This is a genomic window from Stenotrophomonas sp. ZAC14D1_NAIMI4_1 (genome assembly GCF_003086775.1).
Taxonomy (GTDB): Bacteria; Pseudomonadota; Gammaproteobacteria; order Xanthomonadales; family Xanthomonadaceae; genus Stenotrophomonas.
The window spans coordinates 1432912-1453974 of the sequence record NZ_CP026001.1 but is presented as its reverse complement, the minus strand read 5'-3'; the positions used below and the strand labels follow the sequence as shown (position 1 = coordinate 1453974).

General features: G+C 68.8%; 22 protein-coding genes and 1 pseudogene. 17 read left to right on the top strand and 6 right to left on the bottom strand.

Going from position 1 to position 21063, the window contains the following annotated elements; translation table 11 throughout:
• Positions 1–49 precede the first annotated feature (49 nt).
• On the top strand, positions 50–1465 hold the full coding sequence (locus tag C1927_RS06740) for a GGDEF domain-containing protein (RefSeq protein ID WP_108746254.1): 1416 nt from the start codon (positions 50–52) through the stop codon (positions 1463–1465).
• A gap of 42 nt (positions 1466–1507) precedes the next feature.
• Here C1927_RS06740 and C1927_RS06735 read toward each other — a convergent pair.
• A pseudogene (locus tag C1927_RS06735) lies at positions 1508–2656 on the bottom strand (MFS transporter); the annotation flags it as partial.
• Positions 2657–2740: 84 nt separating this feature from the next.
• Here C1927_RS06735 and C1927_RS06730 point away from each other — a divergent pair.
• The 10 genes from C1927_RS06730 (at position 2741) to map (ending at position 10775) form a co-directional block, all read left to right on the top strand.
• Entirely contained in the window at positions 2741–3169 is a 429-nt protein-coding gene (locus tag C1927_RS06730) for a helix-turn-helix domain-containing protein (RefSeq protein ID WP_079221186.1), read from the top strand.
• 93 nt (positions 3170–3262) lie between these two features.
• Positions 3263–3598, top strand: a complete 336-nt coding sequence (locus C1927_RS06725) for a hypothetical protein (RefSeq protein ID WP_216821175.1) — start codon at positions 3263–3265, stop codon at positions 3596–3598.
• On the top strand, positions 3595–5175 hold the full coding sequence (locus C1927_RS06720) for a PepSY-associated TM helix domain-containing protein (protein ID WP_108746253.1): 1581 nt from the start codon (positions 3595–3597) through the stop codon (positions 5173–5175). Before C1927_RS06725 ends, C1927_RS06720 begins: the two co-directional genes overlap by 4 nt.
• Positions 5172–5471, top strand: coding sequence for a DUF3325 domain-containing protein (locus tag C1927_RS06715; protein WP_108746252.1), 300 nt, complete (start codon positions 5172–5174; stop codon positions 5469–5471). Before C1927_RS06720 ends, C1927_RS06715 begins: the two co-directional genes overlap by 4 nt.
• A 21-nt stretch (positions 5472–5492) precedes the next feature.
• The gene (locus C1927_RS06710; RefSeq protein ID WP_108746251.1) at positions 5493–7700 is read left to right on the top strand and encodes a TonB-dependent siderophore receptor; all 2208 of its coding nucleotides are present in this window, start codon (positions 5493–5495) and stop codon (positions 7698–7700) included.
• Positions 7701–7837: 137 nt separating this feature from the next.
• Complete coding sequence (locus C1927_RS06705) at positions 7838–8965, top strand: metallophosphoesterase (RefSeq protein ID WP_108746250.1); 1128 nt, start codon at positions 7838–7840, stop codon at positions 8963–8965.
• 115 nt (positions 8966–9080) lie between these two features.
• Positions 9081–9449: a VOC family protein gene (locus C1927_RS06700; RefSeq protein WP_108746249.1), complete on the top strand. Its 369-nt coding sequence runs from the start codon at positions 9081–9083 to the stop codon at positions 9447–9449.
• A complete protein-coding gene (locus C1927_RS06695) occupies positions 9439–9699 on the top strand; it encodes a MafI family immunity protein (RefSeq protein WP_108746248.1) in 261 nt (86 codons plus the stop codon). The genes C1927_RS06700 and C1927_RS06695 overlap by 11 nt, the downstream gene beginning before the upstream one ends.
• Before the next feature lie 64 nt (positions 9700–9763).
• Positions 9764–9976, top strand: a complete 213-nt coding sequence (locus C1927_RS06690; protein WP_079221179.1) for a ParD-like family protein — start codon at positions 9764–9766, stop codon at positions 9974–9976.
• A gap of 10 nt (positions 9977–9986) precedes the next feature.
• On the top strand, positions 9987–10775 hold the full coding sequence (map, locus tag C1927_RS06685) for a type I methionyl aminopeptidase (protein ID WP_174208720.1): 789 nt from the start codon (positions 9987–9989) through the stop codon (positions 10773–10775).
• Between the two features lie 33 nt (positions 10776–10808).
• Here the strand turns inward: map and C1927_RS06680 are convergent, their stop codons facing one another.
• Together C1927_RS06680 and C1927_RS06675 are read right to left on the bottom strand one after the other, a co-directional pair.
• Entirely contained in the window at positions 10809–11426 is a 618-nt protein-coding gene (locus C1927_RS06680) for a hypothetical protein (RefSeq protein WP_159095316.1), read from the bottom strand.
• Between the two features lie 18 nt (positions 11427–11444).
• The gene (locus C1927_RS06675; protein ID WP_108746245.1) at positions 11445–12059 is read right to left on the bottom strand and encodes a LysE/ArgO family amino acid transporter; all 615 of its coding nucleotides are present in this window, start codon (positions 12057–12059) and stop codon (positions 11445–11447) included.
• Positions 12060–12164: 105 nt separating this feature from the next.
• On the opposite strand from C1927_RS06675, the gene C1927_RS06670 reads away from it, so the two are divergent.
• Positions 12165–13058: a LysR family transcriptional regulator ArgP gene (locus C1927_RS06670; RefSeq protein WP_079221175.1), complete on the top strand. Its 894-nt coding sequence runs from the start codon at positions 12165–12167 to the stop codon at positions 13056–13058.
• Between the two features lie 24 nt (positions 13059–13082).
• On the opposite strand, the gene C1927_RS06665 is transcribed toward C1927_RS06670, so the two are convergent.
• On the bottom strand, positions 13083–13634 hold the full coding sequence (locus C1927_RS06665) for a hypothetical protein (protein ID WP_108746244.1): 552 nt from the start codon (positions 13632–13634) through the stop codon (positions 13083–13085).
• Between the two features lie 175 nt (positions 13635–13809).
• On the opposite strand from C1927_RS06665, the gene C1927_RS06660 reads away from it, so the two are divergent.
• Genes C1927_RS06660 through C1927_RS06645 form a run of 4 tightly spaced genes read left to right on the top strand, consistent with a single transcriptional unit; the run spans position 13810 to position 18467 of the window.
• A complete protein-coding gene (locus C1927_RS06660) occupies positions 13810–15156 on the top strand; it encodes a TolC family protein (RefSeq protein ID WP_254051582.1) in 1347 nt (448 codons plus the stop codon).
• The gene (locus tag C1927_RS06655; protein ID WP_108746242.1) at positions 15149–16162 is read left to right on the top strand and encodes an efflux RND transporter periplasmic adaptor subunit; all 1014 of its coding nucleotides are present in this window, start codon (positions 15149–15151) and stop codon (positions 16160–16162) included. Before C1927_RS06660 ends, C1927_RS06655 begins: the two co-directional genes overlap by 8 nt.
• Positions 16147–17334 (top strand): ABC transporter permease, encoded by a 1188-nt coding sequence (locus tag C1927_RS06650; protein ID WP_079221171.1) that lies wholly within the window; start codon positions 16147–16149, stop codon positions 17332–17334. Before C1927_RS06655 ends, C1927_RS06650 begins: the two co-directional genes overlap by 16 nt.
• Positions 17331–18467 carry an ABC transporter permease gene (locus tag C1927_RS06645; RefSeq protein WP_079221170.1) on the top strand — a complete coding sequence of 379 codons (1137 nt, stop codon included), beginning with the start codon at positions 17331–17333 and terminating at the stop codon, positions 18465–18467. The genes C1927_RS06650 and C1927_RS06645 overlap by 4 nt, the downstream gene beginning before the upstream one ends.
• Here the strand turns inward: C1927_RS06645 and C1927_RS06640 are convergent.
• Together C1927_RS06640 and C1927_RS06635 are read right to left on the bottom strand one after the other, a co-directional pair.
• Entirely contained in the window at positions 18436–19812 is a 1377-nt protein-coding gene (locus C1927_RS06640) for a hypothetical protein (protein ID WP_108747785.1), read from the bottom strand. The genes C1927_RS06645 and C1927_RS06640 overlap by 32 nt on opposite strands.
• Positions 19813–19959: 147 nt before the next feature.
• Positions 19960–20322, bottom strand: coding sequence for a glycine zipper 2TM domain-containing protein (locus C1927_RS06635; protein ID WP_079221169.1), 363 nt, complete (start codon positions 20320–20322; stop codon positions 19960–19962).
• A 146-nt stretch (positions 20323–20468) separates the two neighbouring features.
• On the opposite strand from C1927_RS06635, the gene C1927_RS06630 reads away from it, so the two are divergent.
• Entirely contained in the window at positions 20469–20861 is a 393-nt protein-coding gene (locus tag C1927_RS06630) for a ribonuclease inhibitor (RefSeq protein WP_108746241.1), read from the top strand.
• Positions 20862–21063: the final 202 nt, after the last annotated feature.

Genomic DNA, 21063 nt, shown 5'->3' with positions numbered 1-21063 from the left:
ACCCGCGCTGCCGATACCGGTGGTTTGCCGTACGCCGCTGGATACCGACGTGGACACACCCCAACTGGATGAGGCCAGCAAACCGCTGGCCGACGCCTGGCAGTACTGCCTGCTGCAGGCTGGCCCCGCAGCGACCGCGCTGCTGCGGCAGGTCGCGCAGGATGCACCGCCCGCGCTGGCACAGCGCTTCTACGACGTCCTGCTGCAGGATGCCCGTGCGCGCCGCTTCCTGTCCCACGAGCAGGTGAAGGATCGCCTGCAGCCCGCCATGCAGCGCTGGCTGAACCAGCTGCTGTGCACCGATGCCGGAGGCGTGGCCATGGCGGTGGCCGCGCAGCGTGTGATCGGCGATGTCCATGCACGGGTCGGCATTCCCGTGGACCTCGTCACCCGCGGTGCGCGCGTGCTCAAGCACGAACTGTTCGTGCGCCTGCGTGGCCTGGCCAGTGATGCGGATACGGCGTTCGCCGCCATCGATTGCCTCAGTGCAACCATGGACATCGCCATGGAAGGCATGACCCTGGCCTATACCCATGCCCGCGAGCGCTCATCGCGTACCGATGCGGCATATCGCCTGTTCTCGCTGGTGCAGAACGTGAGCACCGAACGCGAGCGCCAGCGTGCACTGCTGCTGGACTGGGAAAACACCCTGTTGTACACCTTGGCCGGCCACACCTGCGATGGCGAAGGCGCGAGCCTGGCCACGTCCGAGTTCGGCCTGTGGTTCACCCACAAGGGCGTGCCCAGCTTCGGCGAAAGCAGCGAGACCCAGCAGGTGTCCCGCCTGGTCGCGCGCATCGACGCCTGCCTGGTGCGCGCCAAGAGCGATGACACCGCACAGCGGCTGGCCGTGCTGCCGCCCATCCGCGAAGACCTGGCCACCATCCGCAGCCTGATGACGCTGCTGTTCGAGCGCATCGGCGAACTGGATGCGGGCAGCGATGCACTGACCAACCTGCTCAACCGCCGCTTCCTGCCGACCGTGCTGCGCCGGGAAATTGAGCTGGCCACGCGCAACCAGACGCCTTTCTCGCTGCTGTTGCTGGACCTGGACCACTTCAAGGCGATCAACGATGGCCATGGCCACGACGCCGGTGACCGCGCGTTGCAGCACGTGGCCGCCCTGCTGGGGCAGCTGACCCGTGGCAGCGATTACCTGTTCCGCTACGGCGGCGAAGAGTTCGTGGTGGTGCTGGTGGCCGCCAGCGAATCGCAGGCGATGGTGATCGCTGAAAGCCTGCGGCGACAGATCGCGCAGTCGCCGGTCAGCCTGGCCAACGGCCAGCAGCTGGACCTCAGCGCCAGCATCGGCGTGGCCGCCCACGATGGCCACCCTGACTACGAGCGGCTGATGGCGCGTGCCGATGCAGCGATGTACGCCGCCAAGCGTGGCGGACGCAACCGGGTGGTGCTGGCTGATGCCACCCTGCCCGACGCACCCGGGCGCCGTGCCCTGCAACGCTGAATATTCCCTCGCGCCGCACGGCTGGCGGCGCAGGCGGCACAGCGCCCACCACAACAGCGCCAGCGCCGCGATGCCGGCCCCCAGCAGGCACACCGCGCCCCAGCCATGGCGCGCCTGCATCCAGGTGCCGGCCGCCGCGCCACTGCCACTGCCCACCGCATAGAACAGCATGTACAGCGCCACCAGGCGCCCATGCTGTTCAACCGGTGCGCGCAGCAGCAGCGCCTGGTTGGCTACGTGCAGCGCCTGCCCGCCCAGGTCCAGCAGCACCACGCCCAGCAGCAGCAACGCCAGCGAGTGCGGCAGCCCCAGCAGCGGCCACCACGCCGCCAGCATCAGCAGCAGCGCGGCCAGGCTGACACGCACCGCGAAACCACGATCCATCCAGTGGCCCACGCGCGCGGCCAGCAGCGCGCCGACAATGCCTGCCACGCCCAGTGCACCGATCGCGGCGGTGGACCAGTGCAACGGTGGCGCCGACAGCGGCAACGGCGCCGCCGCCCAGAACACGTTGAGGCCCGCAAACAGCAGCAGCGCCAGCGGCCCGCGCTCACGCAGCGCGCGGTCGTCGCGCAGCAGCGTGGCCATCGACGCCAGCAGCGCCCGCCATGACGGTGGCGTTGCCGGTACTGGCAAGGCCGGCAGCCGCCGCCACAGCAGCAGTGCCAGCAGGGCCATCAGCACTGCCGACAGCAGGTAGACCGCACGCCATCCGCCCACCGCGGCCACGCTGCCGGACAGCACGCGCGCCGACAGCAGGCCGATGAACACCCCGCCCTGCACCACGCCCACCATGCGACCGCGCTGCGCGGCCGGCGCCAGCGTGGCCGTGTAGGCGATCAGGCCCTGGGTGAGTGCCGTACCCAGCAGCCCGGCCAGCAGCATGCCCGCCAGCAGCCAGGGGGCCGTGCGGGCGCTTGCCAGCAGGACGAGGGCGGCCACCAGGGCCAGCAACTGCACGCGCAGCAGGCGCCGCCGGTCACCGCGGTCAGCCAGCGGCAGCAGGCCGAGCAGGGCCAGCACGCTGCCCACCTGGGTCGCGGCCAGCACCCCACCGGCGACGGCCGTATCCAGCGCGAACGCCTGCGCCAGCCGCTCCAGCAGGGGCTGGGCATAGTAGACATTGGCCACGCTGGCGCCGGCGGCGACGGCCAGCAAGCCCAGCAATGGCCGCGATACGGGAGTGCTCATCAATGTGGTTGCATATCGAAACTGGATGCACGGTAGCGCCAGCGGTTTTAAACTGCAACCACATTCCACACCCCGGACGCCGCCATGCACGCCGACAGCCCCTGCCCCGTGGCCCGCAGTGCCGATCTGCTCGGCGACCGCTGGGCGCTGCTGGTCATCCGCGATGCCTTCGACGGCATCACCCGCTTCGGTGATTTCCAGCGCAGCCTCGGCGCCGCCCGCAACATCCTCAGCGACCGCCTGCGCCGGCTGGTGGAGGCCGGCCTGCTGGTGCAGCAGCCCGCCGCCGATGGCAGCGCCTACCAGGACTACGTGCTGACTGCGGCCGGGCGCGACCTGTTCCCGCTGCTGGTGGCCCTGCGCCAATGGGGCGAACGCCATCGCTTCAGCCCCGGCGAGGCCCACTCCACCCTGGTCGAGCGCGGCACCGGCAGCGCCCTGGCTTACATGCAGCCGCAGAACGCGGCCGGCCACGCCATCGGCGCGGAGCAGGCCGTGGTGCGCAAGCTCTGAAACAGCGCCTCCCCCGAATGGGGGACTCGACAGCGCTACCGGTGTCAAATAGCATTCGCTCGCAATTGCAGACGATTCCTATTGACATCGGCTATGGCCGCACCCTCTTCCTCTCCTGCTGCCGGCACCGCGCCGGCCAAGCGCGTGCCGCGCGGTAACGGCCATGGCCTGCTGTGGGCCCGTGGCCTGCTCGGCCTGCTCGGTGGCTATGCCGTGGCCGCCGGCTGGGCCGCCGCACTGGCGCGCCTGCTGCCCGGCGCCAAGGCCGATGCCACCCTGGTCGCCACCATGGCCGCCTTCGTGGTCTACGTGCTGGCCGCGATCTGGGCCTATGCCGCACGCAGCACCCTGCGCGCCACGTTGGGCCTGCTGGTTGCCGGTGGCCTGGGCGCGCTGCTTGCCTGGCTGCTGCGCGGGGGCGTGGCATGAGCAATCTGGGTGGCATCCGCCAATCGCAATCGGTACTGCATACCTGGTCGGGCCTGGTGGTCGGCTGGGTGCTGTTCCTGATCTTCATTGCCGGCACGGCTGCGTACTGGAAGGAAGAACTGACCCGCTGGATGCAGCCGGAAATCGGCCTGCCCGCCAGCAGCGCCACGGCTGTCAGCCAGGCCCAGCAGTTCCTCGCCCGCACCGCGCCGGATGCGCAGCGCTGGAGCATCGAACTGCCCGACTCGCGCAGCAGCGCGACCGCCGTCAGCTGGCAGCCACAGGGCGAGAAGGAACGCCGCCGCGGCCAGCGCAACCCGAACCAGGCCACGCTGGATGCCGACGGCAAGCCGGTGCAGGTGCGCGAGACGCGCGGCGGCAACTTCTTCTATCGCCTGCACTTCGACCTGCACTACGTGCCGGTGCTGTGGGCACGCTGGTTCATCAGCGCCTGCTCGATGCTGATGCTGATCGCGCTGATCAGCGGGGTCATCACCCACAAGAAGATCTTCACCGACTTCTTCACCTTCCGCCGGGGCAAGGGCCAGCGCAGCTGGCTGGACGGCCACAACGCACTGGCCGTGCTGTCGCTGCCGTTCCACCTGATGATCACCTACACCGGCCTGATCACCCTGATGACGCTGTACATGCCGTGGGCGGTGGATGCCAACTACCCCGGTGGCCGCGATGCGTTCTTCGCCGAACTGTTCCCGCGTGCGGAAAAAGTCGAAGCCAGCGGCACCGCCGCGACCCCGCCGGCGCTGGCCGAGGTACTGCGCCGTGCCGAAGTGCAGTGGGGCGGCGGCCATGCGGCCTCGCTGCAGATCGAACAGCCTGGCGATGCGGCGATGCGCATCAGCGTGCACCGCCAGCAGGGCGACCAGATCGCTGGCGCTGCCGACACGCTGGCCTTCGATGCGCGCGGCAACCTGCTGGATGCGGCGCCGCCGCGTTCGGCCGCCGTCATCACCCGCGACGGCATGATCGGCCTGCATGCCGCGCGCTTCGCACCCACCACGATGCGCTGGCTGTTCTTCCTTTCCGGCGTGGCCGGCACGCTGATGGTGGCCACCGGGCTGGTGCTGTGGACGGTGAAGCGGCGCACCCAGCTGCCGGATCCGGCGCGGCCGCACCTGGGCTTCCGCATCGTCGAACGCCTGAACATCGGCTTCGTCACCGGCCTGCCGGTGGCGATGATCGCCTTCCTGTGGGGCAACCGCCTGCTGCCGCTGGACGTGGCCAACCGCAGCGATGCCGAGGTGAAGGTGTTCTTCTACGCCTGGGCCGCCTGCGTGGTGCACGCGATGCTGCGCGCGCCGCGTCGCGGCTGGGTCGAGCAGCTGGCGCTGGCCGGCGTGCTGGCGCTGGGCCTGCCGCTCTACAACCTGGTGGCGTGGCACGGTGGCCTGCTTTCCGCGCTTGCTGCCGGGGATGGCGCCAAGGCCGGCATCGACATCGGCCTGCTGCTGATCGGCGCCGGCCTGCTGTGGGCCGCGCGCAAGGTGCACCGTTTCGTGCCGGCGCAGCGCAAGCCGCGCACCGCACGCGCCACCACGCCGGCCGAGGCGGGCGCATGAGCGTGCTCGCCCTGCTGTTGGCGGCCGCCGCCTTCGCCTGCCTGGCCATGGCAATGGAACGCCACCACCGCGATGTGGCCGGCCATGCGCCGCCGACGCCGCGCCGTCGCCTGCTGCAGGGGCTGGGCGTGCTCGGGCTGCTCGCCAGCCTGCTGGCCAGCATCGCCGCCTGGGGCATTGCACAGGGCTTTGTTGGTTGGTGCGGCGTGCTCGCCGCCGGTGCCGGGGCGATGGTGCTCTGGCTCAGTTTCCGCAGCCCGGCCAAGCCGGCGCCACGCCCGTCTTCCCGTTCCTGATCCAGAAACAGAGGTTCCATCATGAAGCAGCCTTCGCCTGGCGCCCTGCGCCGGAACGCCCTCGCCTTGTCGCTCGCCTGCGCGGCCGCGCCGGCCTTCGCCCAGGACAGCGCGCCGACCACCACTGAGCTGGACCGGGTGATGGTCACCCAGCGCACCGAGGGCTACCAGGTCTATGGCACGAACACCGCCACCAAGCTGCCGCTGACCCTGCGCGAAACCCCGCAGTCGCTGACCGTGTTCACCCGCCAGCGCATCGAGGATTTCAACCTCATCACCATTTCCGAGGTGCTGCAGCAGACCCCGGGCGTCACCATCCAGTCCTATGACAGCAACCGCACGCTGTTCAACGCGCGCGGCTTTGCCATCAACAACTTCATGTTCGATGGCATCCCCACCAACTACACCACCGGCTCGGGTGGCAACTCGATCCTCAGCGACACCTCCATCTACGAGCGCATCGAAGTGGTGCGCGGCGCCAGCGGCCTGGTCACCGGCTCGGGCAATCCGTCGGCCACGGTGAACATGGTGCGCAAGCGCCCGACCGAAACCTTCCAGGCCAGTACCAGCCTCAGCGCAGGCTCGTGGGACTACAAGCGCGCGGAAGTGGATGTGTCCGGTCCGCTCAGCAAGGGCGGCCGCGTGCGCGGTCGCTTCGTCGGCGCCTACACCGACAAGGAAAGCTGGGTGCGCTTCCAGCATGACAAATCGCCCAGTCTGTATGGCGTCATCGAAGCCGACCTGACCGACAGCACCCGCCTGCGCGCCGGCATCGACTACCTGAAAACCGGCTCCGATGGCGGTGCGTGGAGCGCCTCGCCGCTGTACTTCCGCGACGGCACGCGTGCGCACATGCCGCGTTCCTACAGCGCCGCGGCGCGCTGGAACGAGTGGAACCGCCAGAGCACCAACTACTTCGCCACCCTCGAACAGCAGCTCGGCGCCGGCTGGAGCGGCCGCCTGGCCTACAACCACCGCGCCACCGACACCGACTCGCTGCTGCTGGCCGGTTCCAACACCGGCAACTGGGCCGATGCCGTGACCGGCCTGGGCCTGCGCATCGCCGATACCTACTCGGTGTCCGAGACGCGCGAGGATGCCTTCGACCTCTACGCCTCCGGCCCGTTCCAGCTGTTCGGCCGTTCGCATGAGCTGGTGGTGGGCATCAACCACTACGACCGCGACCTGGACACCATCCGCGCCGGCATCACCTCGCGCCCGTACAACGTCAACGCGTTCCCAAGCATCTACGAGTGGGACGGCAACATCGGCAAGCCGACCACCTACAACTACGGCATTCCGTCGAACACGGTGAACACCACCGAGACAGGCTACTACGCCGCCGTGCGCCTGAACCCGATCGACCCGCTGAAGATCATCGCCGGTGCGCGCTATTCCGATTACCGCACCACAACCGACAACTACGACGTCAACGGTGTGTTCACCAGCCGCAGCGCACGCACCACCGCGCACGAGCTGACCCCATACGTGGGCGTGCTGTACGACCTCAGCAGCAGCATCACCGCCTTCGCCAGCTATTCGGACGTGTTCCAGGCCACCGCGCGCCGCGACATCAACAACCAGCTGCTCGACCCGACCACCGGCGGCAACTACGAGTATGGCCTGAAGGGTGAGTTCTTCGGCGGACGCCTGTACACCGCGTTGAACGGCTTCTACATGAAGCAGGACAACGTAGCCGTTGTGGATCCGGCAGGCATCAACGTCGAGCTTCCAGGTGGCGGCTCGCCGTACATCGCCAGCAAGGGCATCACCACCCAGGGCGGCGAGTTTGAAGTGTCCGGCTCGATCAACGACCACTGGAGCATGACCGGCGGCTACACCTACAGCTACAGCAGCAGCCCTGATGGCAGCCGCTTCGCGACTTTCAGCCCGATGCACCTGGCACGCTTCAACACCACCTACAGCCACGGCCAGTGGACGGTCGGCGGTGGCGTCAGCGTGCAGAGCGAGATCTACCAGATGCAGCCGATCCCCACCGGCCGCTTCAACCCCAACGGCACCCCGGTCACCGCCACCGGCAAGATGAGCCAGGGTGGCTACGTGCTGTTCGACCTGATGGGCCGCTACCGCATCAACGACAACCTGAGCGTGGGCGTGACGGTCACCAACCTGTTCGACAAGGTCTACTACCGCAACGTCGGCTTCTTCAACGCGGGCTACTGGGGCGAGCCGCGCCGGGTGCTGTTCAACCTGCGCGCGAAGTTCTGATGCCACCGTGCGGCGCCGGCCACCCGACTCCGCACAGTGACCCCCACCTTCGGCGCATGCTGCCGGGGTGGGCATCGGCGTAGCATCACGGGCGGGCCTTCGGGCCCGCCTTTTTGTTGCCCACCGAGGAACCGCCCATGCTGCACCGCCGCCTGCTCCACCCTGCCCTGCTGCTGTTGCCGCTGACCCTGCTGGGCGCGCCGTCGCTGCAGGCACGCGAGGTGGCCGCGCCGGCCGAGCATGTCGATGCCGATGGCCCCTATGTGTTCCGCGTCGGCGACCAGCTGCGGGCGAAGTGGATCTGCGGCGACCAGGTGCAGATGCGCACCCTGCCCGCCCAAACCAGCGGTACGGACATCACGCCGCAGTGCGGCTACGGCCACAGCGTGCATGTGCTGCCGCCGGCGGCGCCCTCGGTGTCGGTGCTGCCGGCCACGCCGCGCATCGTTGCGGTGTCAGACATCCATGGCCAGTACGGCCTGCTGGTGCGCCTGCTGCGCGCCAACAAGGTGATCGATGCGCAGGACCAGTGGGCGCTGGGCAAGGACACGCTGGTGATTGCCGGTGATGTGTTCGACCGTGGCCCGCAGGTGACCGAGGCGTTCTGGCTGCTGTACGGGTTGCAGCAGCAGGCCGCAGCGGCCGGTGGCGCGGTGCATTTCGTGCTGGGCAACCACGAAACCATGGTGCTGTACGACGACCTGCGCTACGTCAATCCCAAGTACCTGCGCAGCGCGCAGCTGCTGGGCCGCAGTTATCCGCAGCTCTATGGAGCCGATTCGGTGATCGGCCAGTGGCTGCGCACCCGCCCGGTGCTGCTGAAGATCGGCGACACCCTGTTCCTGCACGGTGGCATCTCGCCTGACGCCGTGCAGCTGGCGCTGCAGCCGGCCGCGACCAATGCCGCCTACCAGGCCTCGCTGGGCACGCCCAAGGCCGAGGTGAAGGCCAACCCGGCCACCGCGCCGCTGTATGACGGCAAGACCAGCCCGATCTGGTACCGCGGTTACTTCGATGGACGCCTGGACAGCAACGGCGTGCAGGCCGTGCTCGACCAGCTGCAGCTGAAGCGGATCGTGGTCGGCCACACCTCGATGCCGCACGTGAGCAGCTTCCATGGTGGCCGCGTGATCGCCATCGACAGCAGCATCAAGAACGGCGAGAACGGCGAACTGCTGTTCATCGAGAACGGCACGCTCAGCCGCGGCCTGCTGGACGGTACGCGGGTGCCGCTGGCTGAAGGCGTGCCCGGCGTGGATGACTGACCCCGAGCAAGCTCAACTGCCGTGGCATTGGTAGAGTCGAGCTTGCTCGACTACCGTTGGCGCGATCTCAAAGCCAGTCGAGCAAGCTCGACGCTACCCATCAGGAACCGCCGCCATGCCCCAGACCGTCATCCCGCAGCTGCGCATGCTGCACGCCGACACCACCTTGCCGTTCTACGTGCAGGGCCTGGGCTTCTCCGTCGACTGGGAACACCGCTTCGGGCCGGGCATGCCGCTGTTCGCCCAGCTCACCCGCGATGGCCAGACCCTGTTCCTCAGCGAACATGCCGGTGACTGCCAGCCCGGCGGCGCGGTGTACTTCAAGGTCGATGACGTGGACGCGGTGTTCCGCGCGTTCAGTGCCGCCGGCGTGCCCATCCCGCAGCCGCCGCACGATACCGACTGGGGCACCCGCGAAATGCTGCTGGTCGACCCGGACGGCAACCGCCTGCGCTTTGCCGCCCATCCGCGCGATGGAGACTGATGCACGCGCTGGCCTGCGCGCGATGGGCCAACTTCTGGAGGATCGGCTGGCCCAGGATCGCATCGCGATGGTCCTGGACCTGCTGGATCGCAATGAAGTGCCGCTGGCACTGGACCAGCTGTGTGCCGACATCGACGAGTCCGGCGTGACACTGCACCCGACCGAGTACCTGCAGCTCTGCGAGCTGAACACGCTGCTGGGACAGCCCGCCGCCCCAACGCTGATGCGCCGGCTGCGTCCGCCACGCTGAGGGCCTCTTGAGCGGGAATATATGAATCATATATGCTTCATATATTCCCCATCGAGAACCCGCCATGGGCATCGTCAACATCGATGACACCCTGCACGACCAGCTGCGTCGTGCCTGCACCGTCTCCAGCCGCTCCATCAACGCCCAGGCCAACTTCTGGATCCGGGTCGGCATGCTGTGCGAACTCAACCCGACCCTGAGCTTCCAGGACATCGTCGCCAGCGAGCTGCGCGCGGCCGGCGTGCAACCGCCGCTGCTGCCAGCGGGCCAGGCCTGAGCCGATGGCCATCATCAAGCGCCCCGACGAGATCGCGCTGATGGCCGAGTCCGGGCGGCTGCTCGCGCAGGTGTTCGCCGCACTCGACGCGCTGCCGCTGGAAGGCCGCAGCACGATGGACATCAACGACTTCGTTGAACGGATGATCGTCGACGAACTGCACGCGCGACCCGCCAGCAAGGGCCAGTACGGCTTTCCGTACGTGCTCAATACCTCCATCGACAACGTCATCTGCCACGGCGTGCCCAGCCACGATGACGTGCTGCGCAGCGGGCAGATCGTCAACCTCGACATCACCCTGGAAAAGAACGGCTACATCGCCGATTCCAGCACCACCTACCCGGTGGGCGAGATCGACTACGCCGCACGCAAGCTGGTGAAGGTGGCCTACCAGGCCATGTGGAAGGGCATCGCCGAAGTGCGTCCCGGCGCGCGCCTGGGCGACATCGGCCATGCCATTGCCCGCCATGCGCGCAGCCACGGCTACAGCGTGGTGAAGGAGTACTGCGGCCACGGCATCGGCCAGGAGATGCACGAAGACCCGCAGATCCTGCACTACGGCCACGCCGGCACCGGCATGGAACTGCAGGAGGGCATGGTGTTCACCATCGAGCCGATGCTCAACCAGGGCAAGCCGGCCATCCGCCAGCTGCCGGACGAATGGCCGGTGTACACCCGCGACGGCAAGTTGTCGGCGCAGTTCGAACACACCGTGGCGGTGACAGCACAGGGCGTGCGCGTACTGACCCTGCGCCCGGGCGAGACGCCACTGTGCGTGATTGACCAGGCAGAGCACTGACACCCCAGGGTGGCGGAAGCGGCCGGGGAACCCTCAGAACGTGCGCGTACAGACCAGGATCGAACGATTGGCATCGGCCGGGTCGGCCATCAGCTCAGGGGCCGTGCCAGCGTCGGAGGCGGCCGAGGACGGGAAGCCGCCGCCCAGCTGCTGGCGCAGGATGGATCGCGCGGTTGCGGCGTCCTGCTGCAGGTAGAGCGCCACGCTGGGCAGGCCGCCGGTGCCGGGCAGCGCCATGCGCTGCACCGTAAGCCCACGGTAGCGTTCGTCCATGCAGAAATAATAGAAGTCATCGTCACGCCCACAGGCGGCCCCGGGATGGGCGCGGAACCAGTCCGTATCCGGCGCCGTGGCCACCTGCCCCAGAAGATCGTTGACGAAAAGGCCTTCATAGCGGCACTGATGGAAGCCTGCCAGCATGCGCGCGAAAGCGGGATCACCTGCCGCCGCAGCCACCGTATCGGCGGGCACGGAAACAGGCGGCGGTGGGTGCGCGCCGCACGCCGACAACAGCGCACCGGCCAGCAGCATCAGCGGCAGCGCACGCCGCGACGACGGACCCCGCATGCCGCCCATCCCGGAAGCAACGTCCGGATGCATCAGAACACCTCCCTCGGGCAGACACCGGGTCGAATGGATGACCCGGAGCATCCGGGCTGTGGATGCAGCCTAAAGCGGACGTAGCAGCAACAGCAATGCCAGGCCCGCCATGAACAAGGCAATGCCGGCATCCAGCACGCGCCACGCGTTCGGGTTGCGGAACAGCGGCTGCAACAGGCGCGCGCCATAGCCCAGCGCGCAGAACCAGAGCACGCTGGCCACGCTGGCGCCGGCGGCGAATGCCCAGCGCAGGTCGCCGGGGTAGCGCGTGGACAGGCTGCCCAGCAGCACCACCGTATCAAGGTAGACGTGTGGGTTGAGCAGGGTGAAGGCCAGGCAGGCCAGCAGCACCTGGCGCCGGTTGCCGCCGTCGCTGCGGGCGGCCGCCAATGCGCTGCCGCCGCGCCACGCGCGCACGCCCGCCTGCAGGCCATACCAGCCCAGGAACGCCGCACCGCCGAAGCGCAGCACCTGCAGCAGCAGCGGCCACTGCAGCACCAGCGCGCCCATCCCGCCGACACCGGCCAGTATCAGCGCGATGTCCGCTCCCATGCACGCCAGCACCACCGTGCCCACGTAGCGGCGCTGCAGCCCCTGGCGCAGGACGAAGGCATTCTGGGCGCCGATGGCGATGATCAGGCCGGCGCCTGCGAACAGGCCGGCCAGGGCCGCGGTGAACCACATGGGGACAGGTATCCAGCAGGAAGGGACGCGCAGGGTGCAGCCCACCGCCGATTAAGGCCAGCTGGTTTTTCTTTATCCTGTGCAGCAAAACTGAAGAGGCCCGGCATGGACCTGGTACACCCGCAACTGGCCGCCTTTGCTGCGGTGCTGGAAGAAGGCAGTTTCGAGGCCGCCGCGCGCCGCTTGGCGATCAGCCCGTCTGCGCTGTCGCAGCGGATCAAGGCGCTGGAGGACCGCCTGGGCCAGGTGCTGCTGGTCCGCCAGGCGCCGTGCCGGCCCACCGCGGCCGGTGAAATCCTGCTGCGCAGCGTGCGGCCCATGCAGGCGCTGCAGAGCGAAGCGCTGGCCGAGCTGCTGCCCGAGCGCGGCAACGATGCCACCCGCACGCCGATCCCACTGGCGGTCAACGATGATTCGCTGGATACGTGGTTCGTCGCCGCCATCGCCGACCTGCACCAGCGCCATGGCTACCTGTTCGACCTGCGCATGGACGACCAGGACCACACCCTGGAACTGCTGCGCGATGGCAGCGTGCTTGGCGCGGTCACCGCCGAGGGGCGCGCACTGAAGGGCTGCAACGTGCATCCGCTGGGCGCGATGCGCTACCACGCCATCGCATCACCGGCCTTCGCACGCCGCTGGTTCGGCAAGGGCATGCAGGCCGATGCGTTGGCCGTGGCGCCGATGATCGTGTTCAACCGCAAGGACGAACTGCAGGCACGCTTCATGCGCCGCCTGACCCGCGCACGGCTGCAGCCGCCGGTGCACTACCTGCCTTCCTCCACCGGCTTCGTCGAAGCCGCCGGGCGTGGACTGGGCTGGTGCCTGGCCCCGGAAACGCTGATCGCGCCGGCGCTGGCCGAGCGCAGGGTGACCGTGCTGGAACCACGCCGCTGGCTGGACGTCCCGCTGTTCTGGCAGCACGCCGCCGTGCGCTCGAGCACGTTGCAGCACATCACCCAGGCCCTTCGCAGCGCAGCGGAAGGCAATCTGCGCTGAGCCCATGGCACGCACGCCGCAGGCTCAGCAGGCGATCCAGTAGTCGATCTGGAACAGGCGTCCCTCGCCGTCGAAGCGCAGGTCGTAGCGCTCCTCGGTCAGCCCGCGCGGGTCCGGGGTGACATGCACCGTGTCACCGCTGCGGTGCGCGCGTGGCACACGCTGCAGCACATCGGCAGGCGAGGTGCGCGCGCCGATCTGCGTCCCATTGGCCAACAGCAGCGCGCCCTCCCGGCCCACGTCGAAGCGACGCAGCACCGCGGTGCGGCCGTCGCTCTCCCACGCCTGCCCCGCCCAGCTCAGCAGCTGGATATCGCCCTCGTCGTAGGCGCTGCCGCACTCGTAGGGTGAGGGTTCGCGCTGCGAGGGCGTGCCCAGCGCCTGCAGCACGCGTGGCAACGGCACGCGTTGGCCATGCGCCAGCCGTCCGCTGCCCTGCACCTGCATGCCGATGATGGCCGGGCCGGTGCGCGCCGCCACATCCGTGGCAGCGGCCCACCCCCATGGCAGTGCGAGCAGCAGCGCGCAGGCCAGCCACAGGTGGGCACGTCGGCATTTCCAGTGGCAATCCTGCATCGCGCGCTCCTGTCCGCGTGGCGGCAGCCACTGTAAAGCGCGCCGCACCTACAACGGCTTCACGGCGTATCCACTAGTTTTTGCCGGACTCTTTACGGATGACGGACCCGACGTGCACCTGCAACGCCCTTCCCCGCGACCGCACCGCGCACGTTGGCTACTGGTCTGCGCGACGCTGCTGCCGGCCGCCGGCTACGCCCAGGCGGGTGCGGACAGCAGTGCAGTGGCCGCGCTGCAGTGGGAACAAGCGCGGCAGCGGCTGGAACAGGTTTCCGACGCACTGGCCGCTGCCGATGCCGGCGTGCGCAACAAGCAGGAACTGCAGGACGCCACGCGCCTGCTGCGCCTGCCGGAAATCACCGGTGAGGTGCGCCGCCTGCAGTTCCAGAAGACCCTCACCCTGCCGCTGGGCTCGCTGGAACCGGTGGCCGAGGCGTATGGCATCGACTCGCCCCTGACGTTCACCGAACGCGACTGGCGGACCCGCCCCGTGGTGACCGCCGTGCTGCCGCTGTACACCGGTGGCGTCATCCCCGCGGCGCAGCGCGCGGCCAGCGCCGCCAGCGAACAGGCCAGCGCGGAGCGCGAGGCGCAGCGGCAGTCGCTCACCGTGCAGCTGGCCCAGGCCTACTTCGGCCAGCGCCTGGCCGAACAAGCGGTGGACGTGCGCCGCGATGTGCGCGATGGCCTCGACCGCCACCTGTCCGATGCGCAGAAGCTGGAACGCGAAGGCTTCGCCACCCGCGCCCAGCGCCTGCAGGCCACCGTGGCCCGCGACAAGGCCGAGCGCGAGTACCAGAAGACCCTCAACGACCTGGCCACGCTGAAGGCCGCGCTGGCCACCCTGCTGCGCAGCGGCGGCGAGGTGCAGCCACTGTCGCCGTTGTTCGTGCAGCGCGCACCGCTGGAACCGGTGGCCAGTTTCGAGCGCACCGCGCAGGCGCGGCAGCCGCAGATCCGCCGCCTGCAGGCCATGGTGGCCCAGGCCGAACAGGGCGTGCGCGTGCAGCAGGCCAAGCTGAAACCGCAGATCTTCGCCTTCGGCCAGTACGACTTCCGCCGCCGCGATGAAATGCTGACCGACCCGGACTGGGCCTTCGGCATCGGATTGAAATACACCTTCCTGTCGCCCAGTTCGCGGCCGGCGCAGATCAGTGCGGCCCGCGCGCAGCAGGAACAGGCCGAGGCCGGCCTGCGCGAAGCCGAGAACCAGGTGGCGCTGGGCGTGCGCAAGGCCTGGAACGAACTGGACAGCGCGCGGCAGCAGTTCGTGCTGCTGGACAGCAGCATCGCCCAGGCCCAGGAGAACCTGCGCCTGCAGGAGCTGGCCTTCCGCGAGGGCCAGGCCACGTCGCTGGATGTGATCGATGCGCGGCTCGGCCTGGGCGGCGCCCGCGTCGAACGCGCGCAGGCGGCCTACCAGTACGACATCGCGCTGGCGCAGCTGTTGGAGATCAGTGGACAGATGGACCGTTTCGAAGACTACCGGCGCCGTGCGGACGAGGTGATCGACCATGAGTGATGTGCTGCACGACGACGCCACCACGCCTCCGGGCAAGCGCCGCCTCGGTGTGATCCTGGTGCTGGTGCTGCTGGTCGTGGTGGTGCTGGGCCTGTGGCTGGCCTGGCGGCGCCCGGCCGACCAGATCCAGGGCATGGCCGACGCGGACACCCTCAACGTGGCCGCCAAGATCACCGCGCGCGTGGCCGAACTGAAGGTCCGCGAGGGCGACCGCGTGCAGGCCGGGCAGATCCTGTTCCTGCTCGACAGCCCGGAAGTGGCCGCCAAGGAACAGCAGGCGCAGGGCGCCCTCGCCGCCGCCCAGGCAGTGGCCGACAAGGCCGACGCGGGCGCACGCAGCGAAGACATCCGTGCCGCCGAGGCCAACTGGAAGCGGGCCGAAGCCGGTGCCACCCTGGCCGAAGCCACCGCCCGCCGCGTGCAGAACCTGTTCATCGAAGGGGTGATGACCCGGCAGAAGCGCGACGAAGCGCAGGCCCAGGCCACCAGTTCGCGCGAGCTGGCACGCGCCGCACGCGCGCAGTACGACATGGCGCTGGCCGGCGCCCGCGAGCAGGACAAGCGGGCGGCACAGGGCCAGGTGCAGCAGGCGCAGGGTGCGGTGGCCGAGGTCAACGCCGCGCGCGCCGAAGTGGAAGGACGCGCGCCGGTGGCGGGCGAGATCAACAAGCGCATGGCCGATCCGGGCGAACTGGTGCCGGCCGGCTACCCGGTGTTCACCCTGGTCGACATCGACCGGATGTGGGTGTCGATGAACCTGCGCGAATCGCAGATGCAGGGCCTGAAGGTCGGCAGCACGGTGCGCGGCCGCATCCCGGCGCTCGACCAGGACGCCGAATTCAAGGTGTATTTCATCAACCCCGCAGGCGACTACGCCACCTGGCGCACTACCCGCCAGTCATCGGGCTACGACGTGCGCAGCTTCGAGGTGCGGGTGCGTCCGGCAGATCGCATCGAGGGCTTCCGCCCCGGCATGAGCGTGCTGTTCGCGTGGCCCCAGCACTGAACCCGGGCAAGGCCGGCTTCGCTGCATCGTGGCGGCGCGAACTGCGCACGCTGCGTGGCAACCGCGCCGACCTGCTGCTGGTGACGGTGCTGCCGCTGCTGATGCTGGCGCTGATGGCCTGGATGTTCAGCCCCTCGGTGATGCGCGACGTGCCCATTGCCGTGGTTGACCTGGACCACAGCAGTGACAGCCGCCTGCTGCTGCGCATGCTCGACGCCAGCCCTGGCGTGCGCGTGGCCAGCCAGCCGGTGGGCATCGATGACGCCCGCGCGCAGCTGCGCCGACTGCAGGTGTATGCCATCGTGCTGGTGCCGCGCGATGTCACCCGGCAGGCGCTGCGCGGCCAGCAGGGCACGGTATTTGCCTATTACAACGCCACCTACATGACCACCGGCCAATCGGCTGCGCGCGACATCGGCGATGCCGTGGCCGCCTGGAACGCGCGCCTGCTGCGCGAGCGCATCGCCCTGCAGGTCGGCCCCGGCAAGCTGCGCGCAGCGCCGATCGCCGTGCAGTCGGACATCCTCTACAACCCTGCGCGCAGCTACGAGCTGTTCCTGCTGCCGTTGATCTTCCCCGCCGTGCTGTCGCTGGTGCTGGCGCTGGCAGTGGCCGGCAGCTTGGGCCGCGAGATCCGCGATGGCACCCTGCGCGGCTGGCTCGGCCATACGCCGTGGCCGGCGCTTGCCGGCAAAATCGCGCCTTACGTCCTGCTGTTCTCCGTGTATGGCGCGCTCGGCGTCGGCTACCTGGCCTGGCTGCGCGGCGATGGCATCGCCGGCAGCGTGATCCTGCTGCTGCTCGGCCAGCCGCTGTTCTACCTGGCCACCGCAGCCTATGCCCTGTTCTTCGTCGGCATCACCCGGGACATGGGCACGGCGCTGTCGGCCGTTGGCCTCAGCATCGGCACCGCGCTGGCCTTTTCCAGCGCCACCTTCCCGGTCATCGATGCACCGTTGTTCACCCGCATCTGGCACCTGCTACTGCCGCTCAGCGCGTACATCAAGCTGCAGACCCAGCAGCAGTTCGTCGGTGCGCCGCTGGCGGTCACGCTGTGGCCGCTGGGCACGCTGCTGCTGATGATCATCCTCGCCGGTGGGCTGGGTGGCTGGCGTCTGCTGGCCTTTGCCCGCAGCACGCAGGCCGTGCAGCCCGCGGGGGCCGACGCATGAGCGGGGTCTGGGCCAGCCTGCGGCAGACCCTGCTGGCGGTGCTGCTGGACCGCTATGCCATCGTGGTGATGGTCGGTGCGGTCATCCTGTACTCGTTCTTCTACCCGGCCGCGTACCGGCACCAGGTGGCCGGCAACCTGCCGATCCTGGTGGTGGACGAAGACCACAGCGCCACCAGCCGCGAACTGCTGCGCAAGCTGGATGCGCTGCGCGTGGCGCGCGTGGTCGGCCAGCCCGCCGACATCGACAGCGCGCGCCGCCAGCTGGAAGCCGGAGATGCCGAAGGCATCGTGCTGATCCCAGCCAACCTGGAACGCGACATCCTGCGTGGCCATCCCGCCAAGCTGGTCCTGCTCGGCAACGGTGCCTACCTTGGCCGCGCAAGCTGGGTGCTGGGCAGCGTGGCCGATGCGCTGGGATCATTCGGGCGCGAGGCGGCCGTCACCCAGGCGGCCTTCATGGGCGCCCCGCAGGCGCCGCCGGTCAACCTCGTGCAGCGGCCACTGTTCAACACGCACGAAGGCTATGGCAGCGCCATCGTGCCCGGCGTGGCCGAACTGATCGTGCACCAGACCCTGCTGATGGGCATCGGCGTGCTGCTCGGCGGGCGCCGCCTGGCGCTGGGTCGGCGCCTGCGCTTCGACCTGCCCACGCTGGCCGGCATGGCCCTGGGCTTCGGCCTGATCGGCCTGTTCGGGCTGTTCTACTACGCCGGGTTCACCGCCTGGGTGCAGGACTATCCGCGCGGCGGCAATCCCCTGGGCCAGCTGCTGGGCGGCACGCTGTTCATCGCCGCCACGGTGGCATTCGGCCTGTTCGTCGGCAGCTTCTTCCGCACGCGCGAACGCGCCTTCCAGTACATCATCGCCACGTCCATCCCGCTGTTCTTCCTGGCCGGCCTGTCCTGGCCCACGGTGATGACGCCGCAGCCGCTAGTCTGGCTGGCGCAGCTGCTGCCCACCACCTCCGGCATCAACCTGATGGTGCGGCTGACCCAGATGGATGCCGGCCTGGCCGACGTCAGCCATGAATTGATCACGCTTGGTGTCCTGCTGGTGCTCTACGGTGCCCTCGCCTTCTGGCGCCTGCACGGCCCCTCGATCAGGGATCGGGGGCGTACCAGAACGGAATGAAGTATTCGCGCCGGCGGTCGCCGCCGCGCGTCGGACCGCCGGCATTCCACAGCAGATGCAGGTCATGCCGGCCCGGTGCCAGCCCGGCCATCGGCAGGTAGCCGGCCAGGCCGCGCATGTCCAGGTCACGCCGCTCCATCGGCACGAAGGCGTGCAGGTCCACCGGCTTGCCGTCCAGCTGTACCGTCCAGAGCTGGGCCAGGCAGTCCACCGCCGCAGTGGCAGCCGCCGCGCCGCGGGCGTCATTCTGCCCCCCCGGCAGCTGCGTGCAGCGCTCACGCGCCAGGGTGTTGTCGCGCTGCGGGCGGTGCGGGATGAACAGCCGCAGCTGGGTCGCGCTGACGGTGTCGGAGGGGATCATCGGGTACGGCAGCAGCTGGTCGTGCGCCGAACGCATCGATTCGTAGTGCGCACTCAGCATGCCGTGGTCGACGGCTTCCTCGGTGACCACCTGGTAGCGGTTGAACAGCGAGAACTTCACCGAACCCGCCACCTGCAGGCCCCCCAGCAGCATCGCAACCAGGATCGCGGACATGTACCCCACGATGAAGAACCGCGAGCGCAGGTTGCTCTGCATCGTCAGCTGCATGGTCTGGATCAGGCGCATCAGCGGCACCCGCTGCAGGCCACCCAGCACCCCCTGCAGCATGCGCTGCTGGCGCGCCGTCGACTGCCCGCGCGCCTGCCGCCGCGCGATCGACTTTTCCAGCATCGCAGGCAGCAGGCCCAGCATCAGCAGGCCCGCCATCACCACGCCCATGAAGATCAATGCCGCGGTGTCCGAACCGCCGGACAGCGCAGCCACCACCATCGCCAGGCCGAGAATGAGGATCGCCATCACCAGAGTGCCGGCCAGCGTCTGCACGCACATCAGCGTGCTGGAGAACAGCATCGTCGCCAACCGGTCGGCGCGCTGGATGCTGCCATCCAGGCCGCCATCGCGCGCACGCATGAAGGCCCGCGACACCGGCCCCATCTGCGGCAGGTGGTCCCAGTCGATGCCCTTGGGGAAGTGTGATTTCAGACCGACCAGGCCGATCCAGTAGCCGCGCACGGTCAGGTGCGCGATCAGCGCCACCGCCAGCACGTAGCACATGCCCACGCTGATGCTGAAGACGAACCACAGCACCTGGAAGTACATGCCTTCGGTATGCAGGCTGCTGCGCGCCCAGATGTCGAACAGATAGCCCGGCACAGCCAGCAGTGCGAAGGCCAGCAGGCCGGAGATGAACAACTCCAGCTCATCGGTGCGCTCGCGCAGGCGGCCGAAGCGCGTGCTCGCCCCCTGCTCGGGTTCGGCGTGGCTGGCAGGCACGACGGGTTCGGCAGCAGGCGATTCGTTCACAGGGCGTTCATCCATTGAAGTCGGCGCAGTATAGGGGCCGCGCCGTTGCCTGCGATACGCCCGCCCACAACGACGAACGCCGACCCTGGGGCCGGCGTTCGAGGTACCGCGTCGTGGAAGGGAGCGGGTATCAGGTCCTGCAGTGGCTCAGCGGTAGACGCGCTCGCAGCGGCGCTCGACCACGCGGTCACCGGTCTTGTTCTGGTGGTTGCCCTGGATCTGGCGGCCGGCTGCACCGCCGGCGACAGCACCCGCAACGGTGGCGATCTTCTTGCCGTTGCCGCCGCCGACCTGGTTGCCGAGCAGGCCACCCACAACCGCACCGGTGGCGGTACCGGCGATGCGGTTGGGATCGCGCGAGTTGCGCTGCACTTCCACGTTCTTGCAGACCACGCGGCTGCCATCGTTGAACTTGCGGCCTTCATCGCGCGGGCCATAGCTCTGTGCGCTGGCTACCGACGACGCCGCAATCAGGCTGCCCAGCAGCAGTACGCGAAGGGACGTGTTCATGGCGATCTCCTGTGATCCGGTGTGCGCCCAGTCTCCCGCTGGCAACGCCAACCGAAGGTGAAATACCGGTCGTCACCACCTGAAGGGCCATGCAGCGTTCAGCGATGCGACGCCGGTGTTGGCACCGCGTGCCCTACAGTGCATGCATGACCCTGTACCTGCAGATCGAAGGCCGCGCGATCACCGGCATCGACAGCCTCTATGCCGAGTTCAACCGTGTGTTCATGGTGGGCGAGGACTGGCAGCTCGGCCCCAGCCTGGATGCGCTGGACGACCTGCTGTACGGCGGCTACGGCACGCTGGCCGGTCACGCCACGGCCACCGTGGCCTGGCGCGATGTCGAGCTCAGCCGCGTCGCACTGGGCGTGGACGCGACCTGCGCCTGGCTGCAGGCGAAACTGCAGCACCCCGGCACGTTCAATACCGATGTGATCCGCCGCCAGCTGGATGCACTGGAACGCGGCGAAGGCCAGACCTACTTCGAGATCGTGATGGAAATCTTCTCGGGCCATCCGCAGATCACGTTGCGGCTGGAATAGGTGCCCTCGGGCGATGTCGCATTCCGCCCTCACTGCACGCGCTCAGTTGACGCAATTGGCCTGCACACGCATCCGGATGATGTCAAGTTGATCGTTGCTTCAGCACGCCTTCGGGCGTGCGGAGCGGGAGCTTTCGCATCAGAGCGAGCTCATTGCAAACCCGCCATTTTACGCCTGAAAGCAGGTGTTTGCAGGCCTGACC

What these genes read in the sequence shown, in the direction of transcription:
- C1927_RS06635 (WP_079221169.1), bottom strand. Translation starts at nt 20,322, where the DNA reads ATGAACACGTCCCTTCGCGTACTGCTGCTGGGCAGCCTGATTGCGGCG.
- C1927_RS06665 (WP_108746244.1), bottom strand. Translation starts at nt 13,634, where the DNA reads ATGCAGGATTGCCACTGGAAATGCCGACGTGCCCACCTGTGGCTGGCC.
- C1927_RS06715 (WP_108746252.1), top strand. Translation starts at nt 5,172, where the DNA reads ATGAGCGTGCTCGCCCTGCTGTTGGCGGCCGCCGCCTTCGCCTGCCTG.
- C1927_RS06690 (WP_079221179.1), top strand. Translation starts at nt 9,764, where the DNA reads ATGGGCATCGTCAACATCGATGACACCCTGCACGACCAGCTGCGTCGT.
- C1927_RS06630 (WP_108746241.1), top strand. Translation starts at nt 20,469, where the DNA reads ATGACCCTGTACCTGCAGATCGAAGGCCGCGCGATCACCGGCATCGAC.
- C1927_RS06725 (WP_216821175.1), top strand. Translation starts at nt 3,263, where the DNA reads ATGGCCGCACCCTCTTCCTCTCCTGCTGCCGGCACCGCGCCGGCCAAG.
- C1927_RS06670 (WP_079221175.1), top strand. Translation starts at nt 12,165, where the DNA reads ATGGACCTGGTACACCCGCAACTGGCCGCCTTTGCTGCGGTGCTGGAA.
- C1927_RS06730 (WP_079221186.1), top strand. Translation starts at nt 2,741, where the DNA reads ATGCACGCCGACAGCCCCTGCCCCGTGGCCCGCAGTGCCGATCTGCTC.
- C1927_RS06680 (WP_159095316.1), bottom strand. Translation starts at nt 11,426, where the DNA reads ATGCTCCGGGTCATCCATTCGACCCGGTGTCTGCCCGAGGGAGGTGTT.
- C1927_RS06655 (WP_108746242.1), top strand. Translation starts at nt 15,149, where the DNA reads ATGAGTGATGTGCTGCACGACGACGCCACCACGCCTCCGGGCAAGCGC.
- C1927_RS06705 (WP_108746250.1), top strand. Translation starts at nt 7,838, where the DNA reads ATGCTGCACCGCCGCCTGCTCCACCCTGCCCTGCTGCTGTTGCCGCTG.
- C1927_RS06710 (WP_108746251.1), top strand. Translation starts at nt 5,493, where the DNA reads ATGAAGCAGCCTTCGCCTGGCGCCCTGCGCCGGAACGCCCTCGCCTTG.
- C1927_RS06675 (WP_108746245.1), bottom strand. Translation starts at nt 12,059, where the DNA reads ATGTGGTTCACCGCGGCCCTGGCCGGCCTGTTCGCAGGCGCCGGCCTG.
- C1927_RS06700 (WP_108746249.1), top strand. Translation starts at nt 9,081, where the DNA reads ATGCCCCAGACCGTCATCCCGCAGCTGCGCATGCTGCACGCCGACACC.
- C1927_RS06695 (WP_108746248.1), top strand. Translation starts at nt 9,439, where the DNA reads ATGGAGACTGATGCACGCGCTGGCCTGCGCGCGATGGGCCAACTTCTG.
- C1927_RS06720 (WP_108746253.1), top strand. Translation starts at nt 3,595, where the DNA reads ATGAGCAATCTGGGTGGCATCCGCCAATCGCAATCGGTACTGCATACC.
- C1927_RS06645 (WP_079221170.1), top strand. Translation starts at nt 17,331, where the DNA reads ATGAGCGGGGTCTGGGCCAGCCTGCGGCAGACCCTGCTGGCGGTGCTG.